Source organism: Streptomyces sp. NBC_00271 (assembly GCF_036178845.1).
Classification (GTDB): Bacteria; Actinomycetota; Actinomycetes; order Streptomycetales; family Streptomycetaceae; genus Streptomyces.
Window position 1 is genome coordinate 9,245,169 of the sequence record NZ_CP108070.1, and the last position, 22,520, is coordinate 9,267,688.

The following is a 22,520-nucleotide window of genomic DNA, read 5'->3' on the forward strand; positions in this document are numbered from 1 at the left end:
CGGGGCCCCGATTTGGGGGGTCGGGCCGCCGGGTGGTTGGCTTGCCGCACACCCCGAGTCACCAAGTGCTGGAGGAAGTGCAATGGCGCAGGTCGAGGCCACGACGGAGCGGGTCATCGCGGCGAACGCGGAGGCGGTGTTCGACGCCCTGGCCGACTACAGCGGCACGCGCGCGAAGCTGCTGCCCGAGCACTTCAGCGAGTACGAGGTGCGCGAGGGCGGCGACGGCGAGGGCACCCTCGTCCACTGGAAGCTCCAGGCCACCAGCAAGCGCGTGCGCGACTGCCTGCTCGAGGTCACCGAGCCCACCGACGGCGAGCTCGTCGAGAAGGACCGCAACTCCTCCATGGTCACCACCTGGCGGGTCACCCCGGCCGGTGAGGGCAAGTCCCGCGTCGTCGTCACCACCGTCTGGGACGGCGCGGGCGGCATCGGCGGCTTCTTCGAGAAGACCTTCGCGCCCAAGGGCCTCGGCAGGATCTACGACCTGGTGCTCGACAAACTCGCCACCGAGACGCAGAAGTAGAGACGCAGAAGTAGCCCGGACGTACGCCTCTTTGGCAGTCGCACGGCCCAAGAGGCAACTCTCCGGGGCGCGTTGTCACCCTCACCGGTTCGAGTGGATGTCCTCGTGAAGCGGTGGTACGCCGTAACTCGTCGTGCTTGCTCACAGTTGTCGCGATAAGCGGGAATTGTGCGGTGGGCGCGACGAGGGGAGCGGTACGTGGGCGGGATCACTCTGGTGCAGGACGAACCGGCTGCCGCGCCTGCGCAGCAGTCCCCTCCACCGGTCCCCGGGACCGCCCGCCTGAGCCCGCGCCAGGTACGGCTGGTCTTCTTCGGGCTCATGCTCGCGCTGCTGCTCGCCGCCCTCGATCAGATGATCGTGGCCACCGCGCTCCCGAAGATCGTCGGTGAGCTGCACGGCCTGGGCAGGATGTCCTGGGCGATCACCGCCTATCTGCTCACCTCCACCGTCGGACTCCCCGTCTACGGCAAGCTCGGCGACCTCTTCGGCCGCAAGGGCGTCTTCCAGTTCGCGATCGTCGTCTTCGTGGCCGGTTCGGCGTGCTCGGGACGCGCCCAGAGCATGGACCAGCTGATCGCCTTCCGTGCGATCCAGGGCGTCGGCGCGGGCGGCCTCATGATCGGCGTGCAGGCGATCATCGCGGACATCGTGCCGCCTCGCGAGCGCGGCCGCTTCATGGGCCTGATCGGCGCCGCCTTCGGCCTCGCCTCGGTCGCCGGGCCCCTCCTGGGCGGCTATTTCACCGACCACCTCTCCTGGCGCTGGTGCTTCTACATCAACGTGCCCTTCGGCCTGCTCACCCTGGCCGTCGTCACCGTCGTACTGAAGCTGCCCAGGCCCCCCGCGCGCGGACGCGTCGACGTACTCGGTGTGCTGCTGCTGGCCGCCGCGTCGACCTGCCTGGTCCTGCTGACCAGCTGGGGCGGCACCGAGTACGCCTGGGGCTCACGGGTCATCATGGGGCTCGGCGCGGGCGCGCTCGTCGCGACCGTCCTCTTCTTCGTCGCCGAGCGCTTCGCCACCGAACCCCTCATCCCGCCGAGGCTGTTCAAGGACGGCGTCTTCAACATCACCGCCCTGGTGGGGCTCGTCATCGGCGTCGCCCTCTTCGGAGCGGCCAGCTATCTGCCGACCTTCCTGCAGATGGTCGACGGGGCCAGCGCCACCGAGTCCGGACTCCTGATGCTCCCCATGATGGGCGGCATCGTCGGCGCCTCCGTCGTCTGCGGACAGCTGATCAGCCGCACCGGCCGCTACAAGATCTATCCGATCCTCGGCAGCGCCCTGTCGGCCCTCGGCATGTGGCTCCTGTCCCGCCTCGAAGTCGACACGCCCCGACTGCAGTACAGCATCTGGATGGCCGTCCTCGGCGCGGGCATCGGCATGGTGATGCCGGTCCTGGTCCTCGCCGTGCAGAACTCCGTACGCCCCGCCGACCTCGGCACCGCGACCAGCGCCAACAACTACTTCCGGCAGATCGGCGGCAGCGTCGGCGCCGCCATCTTCGGCACGCTGTTCGCCCACCGGCTCTCGGACGCGCTCGCCGACCGCCTGCCCCCGCGCACCGGCCTGCCCGACCCCGAGTCCATCACCCCGCAGCTCGTCCACTCCCTGCCCGGGGCCCTGCGCGACGCCTACGTCCGCGCCTACGCGGACGCCATGCCGCGGATCTTCCTCTATCTCGTCCCGGTGCTCGTCCTGGGCCTGCTCATCGCCTGCTTCCTCAAGGAGAAACCGCTGGTGTCCCACAACGCCCCCATCGCCGACCCGGAAGCCGCACGGGTGAACGCCCCGATCCCGCAGGCCCGTTCGTCCTGCGCCGCCGGGATCCCCGTCTGCGGCACCGTGCAGCACCCCGACGGGACCGTCGTGCCGCGCGCCGCGCTCACCCTCATCGACATCGCCGGACAGCAGATCGGGCGGGGCGCCAGCGGCGAGGACGGCCGGTACGCGCTGTCCACGCCCGGATCGGGGTCGTACGTCCTGATCGCCGCGGCCGGCGGCCACCAGCCGCAGGCCGTCTCGGTGACCATCGGCGAGCGCCCCGTGGAACTGGACGTCGTCCTCGGCGGCGCCGGACGCCTCGCCGGGAGCGTACTGACCGCGGACGGCAGCCCCGTGCGCGACGCCACCGTCACGCTCACCAACGTCCACGGGGAAGTCGTGGCCGCCACCCGCAGCGGGCGCGAAGGCGGCTATGTCATCACGGAGCTGGTGGCGGGCGAGTACACCCTCGCCGCCAGCGCGCCCGCGTTTCGCCCGGCCGCCCTGCCCGTCAGCGTGCAGGCCTCGCGCGAGACCCGCCAGGACGTCGAACTCGCGGGCGGCGCCGTGCTGCGCGGCACCGTGCGGGCGGGCGGCGGCCGGCCCGTCGAGGACGCGCGGGTGACGCTCCTGGACGCCGCGGGGAACGTGGTGGACACCCTCACCACCGGTGCGGACGGGGCGTTCCGGTTCGTCGACCTGTCCTCCGGCGAGTACACCGTCATCGCGGCGGGCTATCCGCCGGTGGCCACCGTGCTGCAGGTGGCCGGTGGGGGGCGCACGGAGCGGGATCTGCAGCTCGGCCACGAGGACTGAACGGCCGCCGCGGGCACCTTCGCGGAGGCGGCCGGTGCGCCGGAGCCGCCCCCCTGGAAAGGTCAATTCCCGTATTGCCACACATCGCGACGGGCCGCAGCCGTACGGTAGTGAAGGCGGCACAGATCTTGCGGAGCCGTGGGGAGGAAGGGCCTCGGCCATGGACAGCGGCACAGCAAGTGGCACGGAAAGTGGCACCGCGAGTTGCACCGAAGCGGGCGCACCGCACAGCCGCGGAGCTGGGGACGACGCGGTGGAGCACACCGGGGCCGGGCGCATCCCGCTGGCCGTGGTGGTCGTCGACCGCGACGGACTGGTGTCGCACTGGAGCACCGGCGCCCGGCGCCAGTTCGGCGTGCCCAAGGAGGACGCGGTGGGGCGCCCCGCCGTCGACCTGCTCCCCGTCTCCGGCGCGCTCCCCGAAGAGGACGAGATCGCGCCCTACGGGGCGTACGCGGCGTACGACGGACTCGGCCCCGGCCTGGAGTCCTCCCTCGGCGGACGCTTCTCCTACCCGGCCGCCGGACGCGCCCGGCTCACCGTGCCCGAGCGGGACCGCGTGGACGTCCTGTGGTGGGCGTACCCGCTGGTCGGCCCCGGACCGGAGCGGCTGCTCGTGCTCGTCGCCGACGCGGACGCGCTGCGCCACGAGGACGAAGAGGTGGCCATCGAGCGCATCGCGCCCGGCTTCGCGCTGCACACCGACTTCCCCGGCGCCGAGGAACTGGCCCGCGGACTGCCCGAGATCCTGCCCAGCATGAGCGTGGGTGACGGCGCCCGCATCGTCGCCCAGGTCCTCGAACTGGGCTACCCCGTCCTGGAGTTCAGCCAGAACGACCGGGTGCCGGTGACTCCCGACTGGGGCGTGCCCCGGCGCGCCGAACGCAAGGCGCGCCGTGAGCGGGCGGCGCGCGCGGCGGCCACTGGCGAGCTCCTGCCGCAGGAGCTCCAGGACGAGGAGGGCGAGGACCTCGAGTACGTCGCCGTCCGCGAGCGCCTGGAGTTCCTCAACGAGGTCAGCGGGCGCATAGGTACCTCGCTCGACCTCGCGCAGACGATCCTCGAGGTCAGCCGGGCCGTGGTGCCGCGCTTCACGGACGTGGCGGGCACCTATCTGCGCGAACAGGTCGTCGCCGGTGAGGGCTTCCCCGACGGGGTGCCCGACACGACCACCATGTGGCACCGCGTCGCCGTCGAACACACCGACGAGCCGGGCCGCTGGGACGACGTCGTGCCGGTCGGCGAGGCCATGCCGTTCCCCGCGCACACACCGTTCTTCCAGTGCATGACCACCGGCGAACCCGTCCTCGTGCCGCGCATCAGCGAGCAGATGGGGCACATGATCGCCGCGCAGTTCGAGAAGCGCGACATCAGGCCGCTGATCACCCACCGCTCCATGCTGGTCGTGCCCCTGAAGGCCCGCAACGTGGTCCTCGGGTTCATGATCCTGCTGCGCCACCCGGAGCGCGTCGAGTTCAACGACATGGACCGGGTCACCGGCGCCGAACTCGCGGCCCGCGCGGGCCTCGTCCTCGACAACGCGCGCATGTACACCTACCAGGAGAGCGTCGCCGAGACCCTCCAGGACAGCATGCTGCCGCACATCGCGCCCCGCATGGCCGGCTGCGACATCGCCACCCGCTATCTGCCCGGCACCCTGCTGGGACGTGTCGGCGGCGACTGGTTCGACTCGGTGAAACTGCCCGGCTCCCGCACCGCCCTCGTCGTCGGCGACGTGATGGGCCACGGCCTCAACTCGGCCGCGATGATGGGCCAGTTGCGTACGGCGGTGCAGACCATGGCGGCGCTCGACCTGCCGCCCGCCCAACTCCTGCGCAACCTCGACGATCTGGCCCAGCGGCTCGGCGAGCACTACCTCGCGACCTGTCTGTACGCGGTTTACGACCCCATCGCCGGCGAGCTGCAGATCGCCAACGCGGGCCACATCCCGCCCGTCCTGGTCCGTGCCGAGGACGGCCACAGTGAACTGCTCGACCTGCCGACCGGCGCGCCCATAGGGGTCGGCGGCGTGCCCTTCGAGGCGGTACGCGTGCCGGTGGCGCCCGGCGACCGGCTCGTGATGTGCACCGACGGCCTGGTCGAGGTGCGCGGCGAGGACATCGGCGTCGGCCTCGCCACGCTCTGCGAGTCCGCCGCCCACCCGGCCGCGTCCATGGACGACGCCTGCGACACGATCATCCGCGCCCTCAACACCCGTGGCGGCCGCAAGGACGACGTGGCGCTGCTGATGGCCCGACTCAACGGCATCGAACCCGAGGACGTCGCCGAGTGGCGGCTCTCGCTCGACCCGGTCGAGGCCCGCCGTGCCCGCACCGTGGTCCGCGAACAGCTTCACGACTGGGGCCTGGCCCGGCTGGCCGACCCGGCCGAGTCGATGGTCAGCGAACTGGTGACCAACGCCGTACGGCACGCGCACAGCCGCCGGATCGAACTGCGGCTCGTACGCGGCGACACCCTGCTGTGCGAGGTGGCCGACGACGACCACACCCTGCCGACGCTGCTCAGCGCGAGCCCCGGCGACGAGTTCGGCCGCGGTCTGCGTATCGTCAGCACGCTGGCCCGCGAGTGGGGCACGAGCCGCACCAGCGCCGGCAAGACCGTGTGGTTCGAACTGACCCTGCCCAGGCGCTGACCCGAGCCGCTGACCCAGGGGCGCGTACCGGCGTACACGGATCGAAATGAACCGTGCAGTTATGCGCCGCACGCTTGTCGACGCACGCGTGGCGCGATAGACCGATCCCGCCCGCCATCGTCGGCGGGCCGCGGTGGCGACCTGGGGAGCGGGCATGAGCGTGACACATCGGTACAGGGAAGCCTGGGAGGGCTTCTGGCGCGAGGCCCCCGACGAGCAGGGAGCCGTCTTCTGGGACGCGGACCCCGCACTGACCGCGGGCGTCCACCTCGCCCTCTTCGAGCCGTACCTGTCGGCTCAGGATCTGCCGGTCGTGGACCTGGGCTGCGGCAACGGCACCCAGACCCGCTTCCTGGCCGATCGCTTCCGGCATGTGGTCGGCGCCGACCTCTCGGCCGCCGCTCTCGAGCACGCCCGCCTCGCCGATCCGGCGGGCCAGGCGACGTACCGGCTGCTCGACGCGGCCGAGAAGACCGAGGCGCAGACCCTGCACGCGGAGCTGGGCGACGCCAACGTCTATATGCGGGGCGTGCTCCACCAGTGCGAGCCGGACGACCGCCAGCCGCTGGTGGACGCCCTCGCCACCCTGGTGGGGGAGCGCGGCCGGGCCTTTCTCGTCGAACTCTCCGAAGCCGCCCGGCCGGTCCTGATGGGCCTGGCCCGGAGCTCCGAGGGACCGCCGCCCAAACTGGCCCCCATCTTCCGGCACGGCATCGCGCCCGGCGAGGTGTCCGACGACGCGGTCCCCGACTACCTTCGCGCGGCGGGCCTCACCGTCCTCGCGAGCGGCGAACTCCCTCTCGTGACCACCGAGTTCACGCCTGAGGGTGCGCGGATCGAGCTGCCGTCGAAGTGGCTGGTGGCAGGACGCACGTCCGGCTGAGCCGCACGTACGGGTACGGCGTCACCTGCCGGTCGGTGACGCCGTACCCCTTCATGGTGGCCGTTGGGTCAGTGGCCGGGCCAGCCGTCCAGGTGACGGTGGACCGCGACGGCGGGCGCGTCCGGGGCCTTCGGTGCGCCTGCCACCGCGTCGTGCAGGACGTCGGTGACCTCCGCGGCCAGCGAGTCGGCCTGCGTCTTGAGGTCGGTCGCCGGGATCTTGGACCGGGTCAGGTCGTCCAGCCTGCGGTGGATGTCGGCGAGCTTGCGCTGCGCGGTGGCGTCCAGGGTGAACGGGCGGGCGGTGGACACCACGAACTGGTAGGCGCCGGCAAGGGTTTGGCAGCCGTCGCAGTGCTCGTTGGTCGCGTCGCTGAGGTTCACCGCGTTCAGGTGGGTGTTCTGGCCGGCCAGCGTGACGATCTGGAAGGACAGTGCGACCGACCGGCAGTGCGCGTCGACCGAGCAGCCGACGGAGACCGCGCCTGCCTGGTTGCGTACACCGACCGCCTTCGCCGTGCCGAGCTGCCGCACGGTGAAGGAGTCCTTGACCTGGGTCGGATGTGCCCGGTCGGCGTGACTGAAGGTGTGGTCCTCCGCGACGGCGTGGCGGGCGACCGAGCCCGCCGCCGCGGTGGCGGCCTGGGCCGGGACCGCCGCGGCGATACCGGCCGCGCCGGCCGCGAACAGGCCTATGCGCATGGCCCGTTGGGAGAGGATTCGGCCGGCTGGGCGTGGCTTGCGGTGCGTGTTGGGATGGGTACTCACATGGGTCTCCTGCGGTCGTGGTTCGGCGGGACGACGGCCACCGGGCTGGTGATCGCCGAGGGCGGTCACGGGGTGGCCGGGCTCGGTGCGCCGGTCGCGCTGACGGATTCGGTCGGCGTCGGCGGATCCGTCGAGGGCGCCGGTGCGGACGACGAGACGGACGGCGACGGGCCGGGCGGCTCGGACGGACCCGCGGGCGGACCGGCCGAGACGGAACCCGTCGTGCCCGGACCGCCGGCCGGTGTGGTCGGCTTCGTGGACGGGGAGGCGCCGGGTGACGTGGAGGCGGAGGCGTCCGCGCTGGGCGAGGCCGACGCGCTCGGCGCGGTGGCGGCCGTGGAGCCGGAGGACGCGGCGCCGGACGGCAGGGCCGCCGAGGTGTCGGACGGTGACGTGTGCGGCTGGGGCGCGGTCGCGGGCCGGGCGGGCGGCTGGGCCGTGGACACGCCGGGCTGGAGGATCGGCGCGATCGGCGGACGCTTCGGCAGCGGCTCGGGTGTCACACCGGACACCCACGCGTAGCTCAGCGAGCCGAGGCCCAGCAGTGCCAGCGCGCACAGTGCCACCCGCAGCCGGGGCTTGTCCGCCGTCGACCGCTTCGCGGCGCGGAAGACCCGGCCGCCCACCTTGAGCGACAGATAGACCACGCCGGCCATCGGGCACAGCAGCATGAAGCAGCCGATCACGCCCATCAGGGCCGCGGCGATCTGACCGCCCGCGAAGGCGTCCCCGGTTCCCACGACCTGGTCGGTGAGCGAGCGGACCATCGTCGCGACGATCCGCGGCAGGTTCCACAGCGCGTATCCGAGCTCGCCGATCAGCAGCGGCACCATGGTGAGGACCCAGGTGGTGATGATGGTCCGGGACGACTTCTTGAGCCCGACGACCTCGGCGCGCGCCGCCTTGCCGCGCCGACCCGGAACCGTGCTGAGCAGAATCGGTTTGATCTTGCCGTAGAGGTCCGGGACGCCGGCGAGGTCGCCCAGGATGTAGTAGCCGTCCAGCCGGACGGCCGGCATCAGCTGCTCCAGGATCTCGAAGTGCCCGAGATAGACCGCGGCCAGGAAGAACTGCTGCCCGGTGGCGAAGTACGCGCCCGCCATCCCGAGCATGAAGACGACGTTGAAGTACACCCCGCCCAGGTCGGTACGGAGCCGTCCGGCCCGGCCGATCCGGTAGATGTCCGTCACGTCGGTGTACATGGACGGCCAGATGAGGAAGAGCCCGCAGCCGATGCAGCCCGGCCGTGCGCCCCCGTATCTGCACGCCGAGGCGTGGCCGAACTCGTGGAAGACCAGCGAGGCCACGGTGAGCGCGAACACGACGAGCATCAGGATCGGCTGGTCGAGGACCTGGAGCACGGGTTCCACCGCGCCGAAGAAGCCGAACAGCCAGACGTCCATGGCCACGGCCGACGCCAGCATCAGCACGACCACCGTGGGGCGGTGCAGCCAGGCCAGCGAGCGGGCGATCCGGCCCGACCGGCGCTCGTTGAAGATGATCCGGTGCCCCTTGAGGGCGAGGAGCAGGTCGGAGCGTGGCGCAGAGACCTCGTCCTCCTCCTTGCCCTCGGGCACGGTGACGCCGAGCGGGTCGAGTTTCTCCTCGACCAGGAAACGCACGTTGTCGGCGCTCAGCTCGCGGCCGTAGCGGGCGCTGACCCGGTGCGAGATGGTCTCGATGTCGTTCACGCCGTCGATCGCGGAGGCGACCAGGTACAGCAGCCGTGACAGCTGCACGACCTGGCCGTCTCCGCGGCGCGCGATGTACTTCGGCTCGGTGAAGCCCGAACCCTGGTACTCCCCGTGCAGTTTGAGCCCGGAGCTCAGCCGAGGCACCGGCAGCGCCTCGACGCCGGCGCCGACAACCGGCAGGCTTCCCGTGGCGAACTGCTCGTAGGTGACCGGGATTCCCCCCGGCCCCGGCACCGGCGACCCGGTGTCGTACAGCAACGTGGGCCCGTCCCCCAGTGCCGTCATTTCTGGTCCTTCCCCCCCAAGGGCGGACCGCGCCCGCCCCCCGGGCGCGGTCCGCCGAACTGCCGTTGTGCGCGGCGGGTGTTACTGCGTGACGTTGATCGCCTGGTTGGCGCTGGACTCCGCCACCGACCAGCTGGAGTGGTCGTTCAGGGCGGCCGACTCGTTGTGGGCGCTGATGTTGGCGACGTGCTTGGTCACGTTGGTGGTGCGGCCGAAGCTGAACTTCAGGCGGCCCAGGGCCTCACGGCCGGGGAGGAGCTCGGCGGACTCGGACTGCAGCTCGTTCATGTCCATGCTCATGGGATGTCCTTTCGGGACGTGGTTCGTTGATGCGGGTGTGGTGATGGCACAGAGGCGGATGCGGGCGAGCACCCGGTGATGTGGAGGCGGGCGAGCCTCCGGTGCCGATTACTGGTGGACGTTGATGGCCTGCGAGGCGCCCGACGACGCGTCCGACCAGCTGGAGTGGTCGTTCAGGGCGGCCGACTGGTTGGAGGCGTCGATGTTCGCGACGTGCTTGGTCACGTTGACGGTCTTGCCGAAGCTGAACTTCAGCCGACCGAGGGCCTCGCGACCCGGCAGCAGCTCGGCGGTCTCGGTGTCGAGTTCACGGTTGTCCATCATGATCAATTCCCCCTCAGGGATGGGCATTTCCGATCGGACAGAGGCTGGTTCCCCCCAAACTCTGTCCAATCTGGTCGGACGTGCTGTCCAACGAGATTGGACAGTAGTAGCCCCGGAGCTCGCCGCGCAAGCGGTTCGGGAAAAGACTTCTGGGGCCGGAGCGAAGCCCCCCGTAGAATCGATCCCGCTTGGAAGAGTTCCGCCCGGCGGCGAGCAGGAAGTGACCATCGGTGGCCAACGCACTGCAGCAGATCATCAGAGATCGCCTCGACCGCGAAGGCTGGTCCTACGGCGAAGTGGCACGTCGGGGCGGCATTCCGCGCTCCACCGTCCACCACTTGGCCACGGCCGAGCGCGTGGTGCGCATGCCCCAGCCCAGCACGCTGGAAGGGCTGTCCAAGGGGCTTGGACTGTCGTTGGACACCGTGCGGCGGGCCGCCGCGGAGGCGTGCGGCATTCATGTCTACGCGGCCGACGCCCCGCCCGCCGAAGGCGCGCCCGGCGCGCCGGCCGACCCCGAGGTCGACCTGCTCATCGCCAGCGTCCAGCAACTCTCGGCCGACGACCGCCGCCATGTCGCCGCCCTGGTCCAGTCCTTGCTGGGCCGCGACGCACGACGCGGCTAGAGCCTGCCGGGGCGCGACACCGGGCGCCAGTGGCCGGGCCGCCGGGGTCGACGGGGCGCGGCGTGCGCGGTGGGTGGTGCGTCCGCGTCTACGGGGGTGGCTTGCATTCGGGTGATGGGCGGCGGAGTCGCGTCGTAGGGGCGGGTGGACCTGGGCGGCGGCGGTGCTGCGGGGGTCTGCGTCGGATGTCGGAGCCCCACGTCAAGGGGACATTGACCTCGGTTCGGTCCGTACGGTTGCTCCGTCGGAGGCACCCCGGAGGCTTTGGCCCGGTCAAGGGCCGTACGGCGAAGACGCCCGTCCGAGTGCTCCGGTTCCGCTTCCCGGGGTTCCCGGTAAAAGAATCCAGAACGGCCGAAACCCCCAAGATCCACAGCTAGTCTCTCATTCTGCTCGGGGCACGTGAGCCGCACGACCCCTGTGTCACCCAGGGGGACATGTGCTGTTCGTGCACGGAGGACCCACCACCGCAGTGGTGCGGGGCAGTACAGGAGAGTCCGTCGTCCTCCTCTCCGGTGAGCTGCCCGACATACTGACCGAGGGCGCACTCACCGAACTCCTCGACCTCGCCGCGGCCGTCCTCGACGAGGAGGAGCTGAAACTCTTCCGGCGCTGCCTGGACGCCCTCGTCCGGGGCGAGGGCGGCACTCCGCGCCGCATCGAACTCGACGGCGTCGTACTGACCGTTTACGAGGACTGATCCGGGCGTCCGGAACTACTGGATCGGCGGCCGGGACAACCACCCCGCCGACCAGGCGGTCGGCGAGCAGGTCGCCACGATGTTCCCGGTGATCCGCGCCGTGGCCCGGTCCGACCGCGACTTCCTGGGGGGCGAGGGCAACGTCGCGGCCATGAGGTTCCGGAACGAGAACGCGACCCCGCCGATCATCCTCGCGCAGTACGGCGCCGTCGCCGTGAAACCCTGACGGGACCGCTCGGGGCGGTCGGGTCCGGGCGGCGTGGTGACGTCCGTGGACGGCCTCCTGGCCCGGCCGTGCGGCGCCACGTAACGTGACACGACATGGAGACAGCCGCTGACCTGTGCCGGAAGGGTGTGTCGTGAAGATCCTCATCAGCGCCGACATGGAGGGCGCCACCGGGGTGACCTGGCCCGCCGACGTGTTGCCGGGGACCCCGCAGTGGGAGCGCTGCCGGCCGATGTTCACCTCGGACGTCAACGCCGCCGTCCTCGGCTTCTTCGACGGCGGCGCCGACGAGGTACTGATCAACGAGGCCCACTGGTCCATGCGCAATCTGTTGCTGGAGCAGCTCGACGACCGGGCCGAGATGATCACCGGACGCCACAAGACACTGTCCATGGTGGAGGGCGTCCAGCACGGAGACGTCGACGGGATCGCGTTCGTCGGCTACCACACGGGCGCCGGCACGGAGGGCGTGCTCGCCCACACCTACCTCCCCAACTCGATCACCGGCGTGTGGGTGAACGACGTACGGGCCAGCGAGGGACTGCTCAACTCCCACGTCGTCGCCGAGTACGGGGTGCCCGTCGTGCTCGTCACCGGCGACGACCTGACCTGCGAGGACGCGCTCGGGTACGCGCCGGAGGCACTCAAGGTCGCCGTCAAGGACCATGTGTCGCGGTACACGGCGGTCTGCCGCACACCGACCAGGACTGCCGCCGACATCCGGGCCGCGGCCAAGGCGGCGGCAGCCCTGGCGGTGCGCCAAGAACCGCTGGCGTGCGGCCCGTTCACGGTGGAACTCGAATTCGACGCCGAACACCTGTCGATGGCGGCCACCGTCGTGCCGGGCGTGCGGCGCGTCGGAGAGCGCAAGGTGGTGTACACCAGCGACACCATGTACGAGGGCATTCGCACCTTCAAGGCGGTCACCACGATCGTCTCGGCCGCGGTGGAGGAGCAGTATGGCTGAGCAGAGAGCCATGAACGAGTGGGCTGTGGACGCACGGGCCACGGGCGAACGGGCCACGCACGAACGGGCCGTGGACGAGCAGGCGTTGGACGAGGTCGTACGGTTCACCTCCGATCTCATCCGCTTCGACACCACCAACCGGGGCGGCGGCGACTGCCAGGAGCGCCCCGCCGCCGAGTACGCCGCCGCGCGCCTCGCCGAAGCGGGCCTCGAACCCACACTGCTGGAGCGCACCAAGGGCCGTACGAACGTCGTCGCCCGTCTCGAAGGCACCGACCCGTCCGCCGACGCGCTGCTCGTCCACGGTCACCTCGACGTGGTGCCCGCGCAGGCCGACGACTGGAGCGTGCACCCGTTCTCCGGGGAGATCCGCGACGGGGTTGTGTGGGGCCGTGGCGCGGTAGACATGAAGAACATGGACGCGATGATCCTTGCGGTCGTACGCCTGTGGTCGCGCCTCGGCGTCAGGCCCCGGCGCGACCTGGTGATCGCGTTCACGGCCGACGAGGAGGCGAGCGCGCAGGACGGCTCCGGGTTCCTCGCCGACCGGCATCCGGAGTTGTTCGAGGGCTGTACCGAGGGCGTCAGCGAGTCCGGGGCGTTCACCTTCCACGACGGCGCGGGCCGGGAGCTGTACCCGATCGCGGCGGGGGAGCGCGGCACCGGCTGGCTCAAGCTCACCGCGCGCGGGCGGGCGGGCCACGGCTCCAAGGTGAACCGGGCGAACGCGGTGACCCGGCTGGCCGGGGCGATCGCGCGGATCGGTGCGTACGAGTGGCCCCTCAGGCTCACTCCGACCGTCCGCGCCGCTCTCACCGAACTCGCCACGCTGTACGGCGTCGACGCGGACCTGGACGACGTCGACGGGCTCCTCGACAAGCTCGGGCCCGCCGCCGCGCTCGTCGAGGCGACGGTCCGCAACAGCGCCAACCCGACCATGCTCAGCGCCGGTTACAAGGTCAACGTGATTCCGGGGGAGGCCGTCGCCCACGTGGACGGCCGCTATCTGCCGGGCGGCGAGGAGGAGTTCCGCACGACCCTCGACCAGCTCACCGGACCGGACGTGGAGTGGGAGTTCGACCACCACGAAGTGGCCCTCCAGTCGCCGGTGGACTCGCCGACGTACGCCAAGATGCGTGCCGCCGTCGAGGAGTTCGCGCCGGAGGGGCACGTGGTGCCGTACTGCATGTCGGGCGGTACGGACGCCAAGCAGTTCTCGCGCCTCGGCATCACCGGCTACGGCTTCGCCCCGCTCAAGCTCCCCGAGGGCTTCGACTACCAGGCCCTCTTCCACGGAGTCGACGAACGCGTTCCCGTAGAGGCGCTGCACTTCGGTGTCCGCGTCCTCGACCGCTTCCTGCGTACGGCCTAGAGAGGACAGGATGCAGAACCTGGCGTACGGATCGTGGCCCTCGCCCATCGACGCGGCGCTCGCCGCCGCGCACGACGGGCTTCCCGAGTTCGTCGGCTTCGTCGGCGACGAGGCGTGGTGGACCGAGCCCCGGCCCGCGGAGGGCGGACGGCGCACGCTCGTACGCCGACGGGTCGACGGCACGGAGGAGCCGGTACTGCCGGCCCCCTGGAACGTGCGCAGCCGGGTCATCGAGTACGGCGGACAGCCCTGGGCCGGCGAGATGCGCCCCGAGGGGCCGTTCGTGGTGTTCGTGAACTTCGCCGACCAGCGACTCTACGCGTACGCGCCCGACGCCCCGGATGCGCGGCCCCGCCCGTTGACCCCCGTGTCCCCGGTGGGCGGCGGACTGCGCTGGGTGGACCCTCAGTTGCGCCCCGAACTGGGCGAAGTGTGGTGTGTGCTGGAGGAGTTCACCGGGGACGGACCCACCGACGTACGACGGGTCGTGGCCGCGGTGCCGCTCGACGGGTCGGCGGCGCAGGACCGCGACGCGGTGCGCGAACTCAGCGACGGCAGCCACCGGTTCGTCACAGGACCCCGGCTCTCGCCCGACGGCGCGCAGGCGGCGTGGCTCGCCTGGGACCACCCGCGCATGCCCTGGGACGGCACCGAACTGATCCTCGCCGACGTCACCGAGCACGGCACCCTGCGCGGCGCGCGGCCCGTCGCGGGCGGACCGGAGGAGTCGATCGCCCAGGCGGACTGGACCCCCGACGGCACCCTCCTGTACGCCAGTGACCGCACCGGCTGGTGGAACCTCTACCGGCTCGGGGAGGACACGCCGGTCTGCCCCCGGGAGGAGGAGTTCGGCGGGCCGCTGTGGAAGATCGGGTACCGCTGGTTCGCGCCGCTGGAGAACGGGCTCGTCGCCGTCGTGCACGGCCGGGGCGCCACCGCGCTCGGGATACTCGACCCGGAGACCGGCGAGGTCGTCGACGCGGCCGGCCCCTGGACCGAGTTCACCCCGACACTCGCGGTCCACGGCAGCCGGATCGTGGGCGTCGCCGCCAGCCCCCGCAGCGCGTACGAGGTCGTCGAACTGGACGCCCGCACCGGCCGCGCCCGGGTGATCGGCGCCGGCCACGCCGACCCGGTGGACCCCGCGCACTACCCGGAGCCGCAGATCCGCACCTTCACCGGCCCCGCCGGGCGCGAGGTCCACGCCCACATCTACCCGCCGCACCACCCCGACCACGTGGCACCCGGCGACGAACTGCCGCCCTACGTCGTGTGGGCGCACGGCGGACCCACCGGTCGGGCGCCCCTCGTCCTCGACCTGGAGATCGCCTACTTCACCTCGCGCGGCATCGGCGTCGCCGAGGTCAACTACGGGGGATCGGCGGGGCACGGGCGGGAGTACCGCAACCGGCTGCGCGAGCAGTGGGGCGTCGTCGACGTCGAGGACTGCGCGGCCGTCGCGCTCGCCCTCGCCGAGGAGGGCACCGCCGACCGGCGCCGGCTCGCCATCCGCGGCGGCAGCGCGGGCGGCTGGACCGCCGCCGCCTCCCTGACCAGCACCGACGTCTACGCCTGCGGCACGATCCTCTATCCGGTCCTCGACCTCGGCGAATGGGGCTCGGGGGAGACCCACGACTTCGAGTCGCAGTACCTGGAGACGCTGATCGGGCCGATCGCCGAGGTGCCCGGCCGCTACGTGGAACGCTCGCCCACCGAGCGCGCCGACCGCATCGCCGCGCCCTTCCTCCTCCTCCAGGGGCTGGACGACGTCATCTGTCCGCCCGCGCAGTGCGAACGGTTCCTGGCCAGGCTGGCCCGGTCGACCGGGCGACGCGTACCGCACGCCTACCTCACCTTCGAGGGAGAGGGGCACGGGTTCCGGCGGGCCGACACCATGGTGCGGGCCCTGGAGGCCGAACTCTCCCTGTACGCCCAGGTCTTCGGCCTGCGTCCGCCCGGCATCCCCACCCTGCGTCTCACCGCCCAGGAAGAGCCCGTCGCGGCGCCGACGGGATCCGCCCCACCGATCGTGGAGTCCACCCAGTGAAAGCCCTGACCCGTCCCGCCCGTCTCGCCCCCGGGGCCCGCGTCGCCGTCGTCGCTCCCAGCGGGCCCGTGGTCGAGGAACGGCTGGCCGCGGGCCTCGACATCCTGCGCGGCTGGGACCTCGACCCCGTCGTGGCACCACATGTCCTGGACCGGCACCCCGAGTTCAGCTACCTCGCGGGCACCGACGCCGACCGGGCCGCCGACTTCCAGGCCGCCTGGTGCGACCCGGACGTGGCCGCGGTGCTCTGCGCCCGCGGCGGCTACGGCGTCCAGCGCATGGTCGACCTCCTCGACTGGGACGCGATACGGGCCGCCGACCCCAAGGTGCTCCTCGGCTTCAGCGACATCACGGCACTGCACGAGGCGTTCGCCAACCGGGCGGGGCTGGCGACGCTGCACGGGCCGATGGTCGCCGCCGTCGACTTCGTCAAGAACGCGCGGGCACAGGAACACCTGCGCGCGACGCTCTTCGAACCGGAGACGGTACGGGTGATCGAATCCGGCGGGGACGCGGCACCGCTCGTGCCCGGCCGCGCCTCGGGTGTCCTGCTCGGCGGATGCCTGAGTATGCTCGCCGCCGACCTGGGCACCCCGCACGCCCGGACCTCCGCGCGCGGCGGCCTGCTCTGCCTGGAGGACGTGGGCGAGGAGACGTACCGCCTGGACCGGGCGCTCACCCAACTCCTGCGGGCCGGCTGGCTGGACGGGGTCACCGGGATCCTGCTCGGCTCCTGGGCGCGCTGCTCGCCGTACGAGCACGTGCGGACGCTGCTCACCGACCGGCTCGGCGGGCTCGGGGTGCCGGTCGTCGAGGAGTTCGGATTCGGGCACGGCGAGGGCGCGTTGACGATTCCCTTCGGGGTACGGGCCGAACTCGACGCGGACGCGGGGACCCTGACGCTGGAGGAGCCGGCGCTCACCTAGGACCTGGCGTGATGGCCGCCGTCGCGTACTGTGTCGGGATGCCTGAGAACGCCTCCGTCTATCTTGCCGAGGGCCCCCGCGTCGGCATCCGGCACTTCACCCACGAGGACGGTCCCGAGTTCACCGCACGGGCCCGGGAGAGCAAGGCGCTGCACCAGCCCTGGCTCTTCCCGCCCCGTAGCGTCGACGCCTACGCCGCCTACGCGGGGCGGCTCATCGAGGACCGTACGAAGGCCGGGTTCCTGGTCTGCGAACGGGACAACGGGGCCATCGCCGGCTTCATCAACATCAACAACATCGTCGAGGGCGGTTTCCTGTGCGGGGCGCTGGGCTACGGCGCCTTCGCACACGCCACGGGGCGCGGGCTGATGGCCGAGGGACTCGGGCTCGTGGTCCGGTACGCCTTCGGGGCGATGGGGCTGCACCGGCTGGAGATCAACGTCCAGCCCCGGAACGCGGCCTCGATCGCCCTCGCCCGGCGCTGCGGATTCCGGCTCGAGGGGTTCTCGCCGGACTTCATCTACATCGACGGGGCGTGGCGCGACCACGAGCGATGGGCGATCACCTCGGAGATGCTCCCGCCGAGCTGAACCTCTCTTCGGCCTGAACCTCCCTTCGACCTGAACCTGCCTGCGAGCTGAACCCCCTGCGACGAGGGCCTCTTGCGGGCGGACACGGCCGAGAGGCGCTCAGCCCAGGTAGAAGTCCCTGCGGGCGGCCACGAACGCCTCGATCGTCTGGGCGGGTACGCCCGTCACCCGTTCGACGCCGTCGGCGGTGCGGTCGTAGCGGTTCTCACGGTGCAGTCGGCCCATGACGGCGACGTGCTGTTCGAGGTGCGGCGGCATCCCCAGCTTCGGGAGCTCGGCCTCCCACCTCTCCGGGGGCACGTCCACGTAGGTCACCGGTCGTCCCAGCGCCCGCGAGAACTCCCCGGCCAGCTCCTTCATGTCGACCGAGCGGGGTCCGGTCAGCTCGTAGACCTGCCCGACGTGCGGAGCCGGGTCCCGGAGCACGGTGGCGACCACCCGGGCGACGTCCTCCACGGCGACCGGCGACGTGCGCCCGGTGCCGAACGGCAGCGCGAGCGTGCCGTTCTGCCGGATCGACCGCGCCGCCAGCGAGGTGAACAGCGGAGTGTCCAGGAACGCCGTCGGCCGGATGTGCACCACGGGCAGGCCGGACCAGTTCAGTACCTGCTCCGCCAGCCAGTGCAGCCGCTGCTGGTGCGACTCCTCGGTGCTGGTGGCGGTCATCTGCGACACCGTCAGCTGGGACAGCCCGACCAGGGCGTCCAGCTTCCCGTACTCCCTCGCGACGGAGGCCACCACGGTTGCCGCCAGCAGGTGGTCCGGCGACACGGGCATCGCGAAGTACATCCGCCCGACACCCTCCAGCGCGGCGGCGACGGTCTCGGGTCGGGTCAGATCGCCGATGACGACCTCCGCGCCGAGTGCGCGCAGCCCGCCGGCACGATCGTCGTCGCGGCGGACCATCACGCGCACCGGTACGCCCTGTGCGCGCAGTTGCTCGAGGACCGTGCGGCCCACGCCACCGGCGCCGGCGATGAGAACAAGGTTGCTGGCATCCATCAGTCGATCTCCTTCGGAGTAAGGGAACATCTGGGTTGAGGTGTGTGGAGATGTGTTGAGGTAAAGAGCGTCAGCGGGCGGCGACCCGCCGGGACCGCAGGCCCACCAGCAGCGCCCCGATCACGGCCCACAGCGCGAGGGTGATCAGCGGGCCGGAGACGTGGGCACCGCCGAAGTAGCTGAGGTCGGCGACGGCCCGTATGGCGGCGCCGGGCGGGAGCAGACCCGAGACGACGCGGGCCAGACGGGGCAGCAGGACGACGCCGATGGTGGCGCCGCTGGTCGAGTTGCCGACGGTCAGGAGCAGCAGGGTGGCCACCGGGACGCCGAGCGGGCCCAGCCAGGTGCCGAGCAGCTTGGTGGTGAACGCTGCCGCGGCCGCCAGCAGCGCGAGCGTGCCCGCCAGGGGCAGGAAAGGTGCCGGCAGGGCTCCCATGACGGGTCCGGCGATGACGGCCGCGATGGTGCCGCAGGCCGCGGAGAAGCCCCAGATCAGCCGGAACCGGTGGCGCAGGGCCAGCACGTTGCCGAGGCCCAGGGTGCTCTGGGCGAGGACGAACCCGGCGAGGGTCACACCGAAGGCCACATAGAAGCCGCACAGCCCACGACTGTCGAACTTGGCCAGCGGGACGACGTCCGCGGTCTCCAGGTGCTGCCCCGCCCGGTTCGCATAGGTGGCGGCGAGGCCGGTCACGGCGTTCGTGGTGGACAGGCCGTTGGCTCCGGCCACGTCCAGCCGCAGTCCGCCGTCACCGCTGGGGCCGAGGGCTGCGACGGCGTCACGGTGGAGCACCGCACGGCGCGCCGCGCCGGCGTCGGCTGCCTGGTGTACGTCGACGCGGTCGCCGAGCGTCTGCCGGACCTCGGTGGCGAGCTGCTGCCCGGTCACGGCCAGCGGCACGCCGTGCGGCTCGGGGTCGCGCTGGAGGCCCACGTAACAGGCGACGAAGGCCGATACCACGATCAGTCCGACGATCGCCGGCTGCAGCCAGGCTCGTACCGGCACCGACCGGCGGGCCGACGGTCCGGGCGGCACGGTGGGCGTGGACGCCGCGGGCGTCGAGGACTCGGTGGGGGCGGGTGGCGATGCCAAAGGGGTCTCCAGTGCTGTCGGTGCTTCCGCGGTTGCGGGGCGGAGGAGCATGAAATAGATGTCGTCAGCAATCTAAACAGCGGCTAGGATAGATGGCAAGTGACATCCAATAGAGGAGAGTGATTCCGTGGGCCGCGTGTCCCAGGCGCAAGCACAGGAGAACCGGCAGCGCGTCGTAGCCACCGCCTCCCGGATGTTCCGCGAGAAAGGCACCGCGGTCAGCGTCGCCGACCTGATGAAGGCCGCCGGGCTCACCCACGGCGGCTTCTACAAGCAGTTCGGCTCCAAGGAGGACCTGGTCGACGAGGCCATCGCGCACGCCTTCGACGAACAGGCGGCACACTCGGCGGTGGCGTCCGAGGAGCAGGCAGGGGAGCACGAGGCCGCCCGCCGGACGCTGATCGAGGACTACCTCTCGGTCTGGCACCGCGATCACCCCGGGGAGGGCTGCCCCGTCTCCGGATTCGCCGCCGACCTCGGGCGCGAGCCCGGCCAGGCCGCCCGCGCCCAGGACGTCTACATCAACGGGGTACGCAACCGCGCCGCTCGGCTGGCCACCGGCGACGACGACGGCATGGCCCAGCTCTGCACCATGGTCGGTGCCCTCGTCCTCGCCCGCGCCACCCGGGACAACCCGATCTCCGACGAACTGCTGCAGGCCGCGCGCACGGCTCTCACCGAGAGCGGCACCGGGCAGTCCGCACCGCAGCGGCGCACGGACTGACCGGGGGCGGCCGACGGGGTTACCGACTTGTTGCCAGTTCCCTGCCGTCGGCACGGCGGGCGCGCTGTTCACCGATGTGGTCGTCGTCGCCTTTGCGGAATCCTGACGAGCGGACACCCTGGTCAGGTGGCCGATGTCGCTGTTCCATGGTCATCGTGACGACGATCCGACGTGACGTACTGACCCTGCCGGTCGCGGAGTTGGGCCCGGACAACCCGCTGCCACCCCTGCGGCCGCTCGACGAGACACACCGCATCGACGACCGGGTGAGCGCCGACCTGCCGCGCGACATGGCCCGGCAGATCCGCTACGAGCCGCTGCGGAGCGTCCTGCCCGAGCGCATCCGGGACGGATACGACAGACGGCGCGAGCCGCGCGGGATCGACACGATCGTGATCGAGAACGACCGGCTGCGGGCGGTGGTGCTGCCGGGCTACGGCGGCCGAGTGGTCTCGCTGTTCCACAAGCCCTCGCAGCGCGAACTCCTCTACCGCAACCCGGTGGTGCAGCCCGCCTGCTTCGCCCTCAACGGAGCCTGGTTCTCCGGCGGCATCGAGTGGAACATCGGCGCGACCGGCCACACCACCCTGTCCTGCGCCCCCGTGCACGCCGCCCGGGTCCCCGCCCCCGACGGCGGCGAGATGCTCCGCCTGTGGGAGTGGGAGCGGCTGCGCGACGTGCCCTTCCAGGTCGACCTGTGGCTCCCGGACGGCTCCGACTTCCTCCATGTCGGCGTCCGTGTCCGCAATCCGCACGAGAGGCCCGCGCCCCTGTACTGGTGGTCCAACATCGCCGTCCCCGAGGAACGCCGGGTGCTGGCCCCCGCGGACGAGGCCTGGCACTTCGGGTACGAGCGGCGGCTGCGGAGGGTGCCGGCAGCGGAGTACGAGGGGGTGGACCGCACGTATCCGCCGCGCAGCGTCTTCCCCGCCGACTACTTCTACGAGGTGCCCGACGGGCAGCGCCGCTGGATCGCCGCGCTCGACGACAACGGCGACGGGCTCGTGCAGACCTCCACCGACGTGCTGCGCGGGCGCAAGCTGTTCGTCTGGGGCTCCGGTCCGGGCGGACGGCGCTGGCAGGAATGGCTCACCGAACCCGGCACCGGCGGCTACTGCGAGATACAGGCCGGGCTCGCCCGTACCCAGCTGGAGCATGTCCGGCTGGAGGCGGAGAGCGAGGTGTCCTGGCTGGAGGCGTACGGGCCGCTCGCGACGGACGCGGGAGTGGTGCACGGGACGGACTGGGCGCTCGCGCGCGCGGAGACGGATCGCCGGCTGTCGGAGGTCCTGCCGCGCAGGGACGTCGACGCGGCGTACGAGGCGTGGCTGCCGTACGCCGACACCGAGCCCGGTGAGGTGCTGGCCGTCGGGTCCGGCTGGGGTGCGCTCGAAGTGCTGCGCGCCTCCCACAAGTTGCCCGGGACGCCGTTCGAGGAGTCCACGCTGGGGGAGCCGCAGGCGCCCTGGGTGGAACTCCTGCGGACCGGCGCCTTTCCCGAGCCGCGGCGGGTCGGGCCACCCGGTGAGAGCCTGGTCGCTCCGCACTGGCGGGACATGCTGGAGACCGCGCCCGCCAAACCGCTCACCGAGTACCACCTCGGCGTCGCGCAGTGGCACGCCGGAGACCTGGCGCAGGCCGTGCGCAGTTGGGAGCGGGCGCTCGAACTCGCCCCGTCGCTCTGGCCGTTGCTGCGGTGTCTGGCCGTCGCCGATCAAGAGGCCGGCAACCGGGAACGGGCCGCCGACCGGTACGCCGAGGCCTTCGACGACCTGTGCCAGGAGCGGCGTGACGACGGTCCGGCCTGGACCGCGGCCACGGCCGCGCTCGGGCGGGAGGCGGTGGGGGCGCTGCTCGCGGTGCGGCGTACGGGGGAGGCGCGGCGGGTCTGGGACCGATTGCGGCCCGCCACGCGGGCGCGCGGCCGGTTCCGTCTGCTCGAGGTGGAGCTGCTTCTCGCGGAGGGGGACCGGGACGGGGCGCGGGCCGTCTTCGACGAGGCGTTCGAGGTCGCCGACCTGCGGGAGGGGGCGGAGACCATCACCGCCCTGTGGACCCGTCTGACGGACGAGCCACTCCCGCCCCACTACGACTTCCGCATGCGCCCGACCCCCAACTAGCCTTCCTCGTCCTCAAACGCCGGACGGGCCGAAAGATGCGCGCCAGCGCTCTTGAGGGGCGCGGGGAACCGCGCGATCAGCCCCCACCGGCCCGCAGTCATGCGATTCGGGG

The 22,520-nt window shown here is 71.8% G+C and carries 19 protein-coding genes and 1 pseudogene; 14 read left to right on the plus strand and 6 right to left on the minus strand.

Going from position 1 to position 22,520, the window contains the following annotated elements:
* Window positions 1-82: 82 nt before the first annotated feature.
* The 4 genes from OG798_RS41940 to OG798_RS41955 all read left to right on the plus strand — a co-directional run bounded on the left by OG798_RS41940 (window position 83) and on the right by OG798_RS41955 (window position 6,645).
* Entirely contained in the window at window positions 83-526 is a 444-nt protein-coding gene (locus tag OG798_RS41940) for an SRPBCC family protein (protein WP_095851686.1), read from the plus strand.
* Between the two features lie 198 nt (window positions 527-724).
* Window positions 725-3,109 carry an MFS transporter gene (locus tag OG798_RS41945; protein ID WP_267063405.1) on the plus strand — a complete coding sequence of 795 codons (2,385 nt, stop codon included), beginning with the start codon at window positions 725-727 and terminating at the stop codon, window positions 3,107-3,109.
* Between the two features lie 160 nt (window positions 3,110-3,269).
* Window positions 3,270-5,762, plus strand: a complete 2,493-nt coding sequence (locus tag OG798_RS41950) for a SpoIIE family protein phosphatase (RefSeq protein WP_328758707.1) — start codon at window positions 3,270-3,272, stop codon at window positions 5,760-5,762.
* Between the two features lie 154 nt (window positions 5,763-5,916).
* On the plus strand, window positions 5,917-6,645 hold the full coding sequence (locus OG798_RS41955) for a class I SAM-dependent methyltransferase (RefSeq protein WP_097224123.1): 729 nt from the start codon (window positions 5,917-5,919) through the stop codon (window positions 6,643-6,645).
* Between the two features lie 68 nt (window positions 6,646-6,713).
* On the opposite strand, the gene OG798_RS41960 is transcribed toward OG798_RS41955, so the two are convergent.
* From OG798_RS41960 to OG798_RS41975, 4 genes are all read right to left on the minus strand, one after another.
* Window positions 6,714-7,412, minus strand: a complete 699-nt coding sequence (locus OG798_RS41960) for a hypothetical protein (protein WP_257037152.1) — start codon at window positions 7,410-7,412, stop codon at window positions 6,714-6,716.
* Window positions 7,413-7,477: 65 nt separating this feature from the next.
* Window positions 7,478-9,391 carry a hypothetical protein gene (locus OG798_RS41965; RefSeq protein ID WP_121414495.1) on the minus strand — a complete coding sequence of 638 codons (1,914 nt, stop codon included), beginning with the start codon at window positions 9,389-9,391 and terminating at the stop codon, window positions 7,478-7,480.
* Window positions 9,392-9,472: 81 nt separating this feature from the next.
* Entirely contained in the window at window positions 9,473-9,691 is a 219-nt protein-coding gene (locus OG798_RS41970) for a hypothetical protein (protein WP_054230284.1), read from the minus strand.
* Window positions 9,692-9,799: 108 nt separating this feature from the next.
* Window positions 9,800-10,018, minus strand: a complete 219-nt coding sequence (locus OG798_RS41975; RefSeq protein WP_067362861.1) for a hypothetical protein — start codon at window positions 10,016-10,018, stop codon at window positions 9,800-9,802.
* Window positions 10,019-10,245: 227 nt separating this feature from the next.
* Here OG798_RS41975 and OG798_RS41980 point away from each other — a divergent pair, with 227 nt between their 5' ends.
* The 8 genes and pseudogenes from OG798_RS41980 (at window position 10,246) to OG798_RS42015 (ending at window position 17,469) form a co-directional block, all read left to right on the plus strand.
* Window positions 10,246-10,641, plus strand: a complete 396-nt coding sequence (locus tag OG798_RS41980) for a helix-turn-helix domain-containing protein (RefSeq protein WP_095851680.1) — start codon at window positions 10,246-10,248, stop codon at window positions 10,639-10,641.
* A gap of 439 nt (window positions 10,642-11,080) precedes the next feature.
* Window positions 11,081-11,341, plus strand: a complete 261-nt coding sequence (locus OG798_RS41985) for a hypothetical protein (RefSeq protein WP_229888692.1) — start codon at window positions 11,081-11,083, stop codon at window positions 11,339-11,341.
* Window positions 11,342-11,348: 7 nt separating this feature from the next.
* Window positions 11,349-11,471, plus strand: a pseudogene (locus tag OG798_RS41990) (SAM-dependent methyltransferase); the annotation flags it as partial.
* Between the two features lie 229 nt (window positions 11,472-11,700).
* Window positions 11,701-12,534: a M55 family metallopeptidase gene (locus tag OG798_RS41995; RefSeq protein WP_328758709.1), complete on the plus strand. Its 834-nt coding sequence runs from the start codon at window positions 11,701-11,703 to the stop codon at window positions 12,532-12,534.
* 10 nt (window positions 12,535-12,544) lie between these two features.
* Window positions 12,545-13,906: a M20/M25/M40 family metallo-hydrolase gene (locus OG798_RS42000; protein ID WP_328760144.1), complete on the plus strand. Its 1,362-nt coding sequence runs from the start codon at window positions 12,545-12,547 to the stop codon at window positions 13,904-13,906.
* Window positions 13,907-13,916: 10 nt separating this feature from the next.
* On the plus strand, window positions 13,917-15,953 hold the full coding sequence (locus tag OG798_RS42005) for a prolyl oligopeptidase family serine peptidase (protein WP_121414492.1): 2,037 nt from the start codon (window positions 13,917-13,919) through the stop codon (window positions 15,951-15,953).
* Window positions 15,950-16,879: a S66 peptidase family protein gene (locus OG798_RS42010; protein WP_267063408.1), complete on the plus strand. Its 930-nt coding sequence runs from the start codon at window positions 15,950-15,952 to the stop codon at window positions 16,877-16,879. Before OG798_RS42005 ends, OG798_RS42010 begins: the two co-directional genes overlap by 4 nt.
* Window positions 16,880-16,917: 38 nt before the next feature.
* Complete coding sequence (locus OG798_RS42015) at window positions 16,918-17,469, plus strand: GNAT family N-acetyltransferase (protein ID WP_121418227.1); 552 nt, start codon at window positions 16,918-16,920, stop codon at window positions 17,467-17,469.
* 99 nt (window positions 17,470-17,568) lie between these two features.
* Here the strand turns inward: OG798_RS42015 and OG798_RS42020 are convergent, their stop codons facing one another.
* Window positions 17,569-18,471: an NmrA family NAD(P)-binding protein gene (locus OG798_RS42020; RefSeq protein ID WP_121414490.1), complete on the minus strand. Its 903-nt coding sequence runs from the start codon at window positions 18,469-18,471 to the stop codon at window positions 17,569-17,571.
* A gap of 70 nt (window positions 18,472-18,541) precedes the next feature.
* A complete protein-coding gene (locus OG798_RS42025) occupies window positions 18,542-19,564 on the minus strand; it encodes a hypothetical protein (RefSeq protein ID WP_267063410.1) in 1,023 nt (340 codons plus the stop codon).
* Window positions 19,565-19,691: 127 nt separating this feature from the next.
* On the opposite strand from OG798_RS42025, the gene OG798_RS42030 reads away from it, so the two are divergent.
* Window positions 19,692-20,288 carry a TetR/AcrR family transcriptional regulator gene (locus OG798_RS42030; protein ID WP_328758710.1) on the plus strand — a complete coding sequence of 199 codons (597 nt, stop codon included), beginning with the start codon at window positions 19,692-19,694 and terminating at the stop codon, window positions 20,286-20,288.
* Between the two features lie 146 nt (window positions 20,289-20,434).
* Window positions 20,435-22,408: a DUF5107 domain-containing protein gene (locus OG798_RS42035; RefSeq protein ID WP_328758711.1), complete on the plus strand. Its 1,974-nt coding sequence runs from the start codon at window positions 20,435-20,437 to the stop codon at window positions 22,406-22,408.
* The last annotated feature ends 112 nt before the right edge of the window (window positions 22,409-22,520 follow it).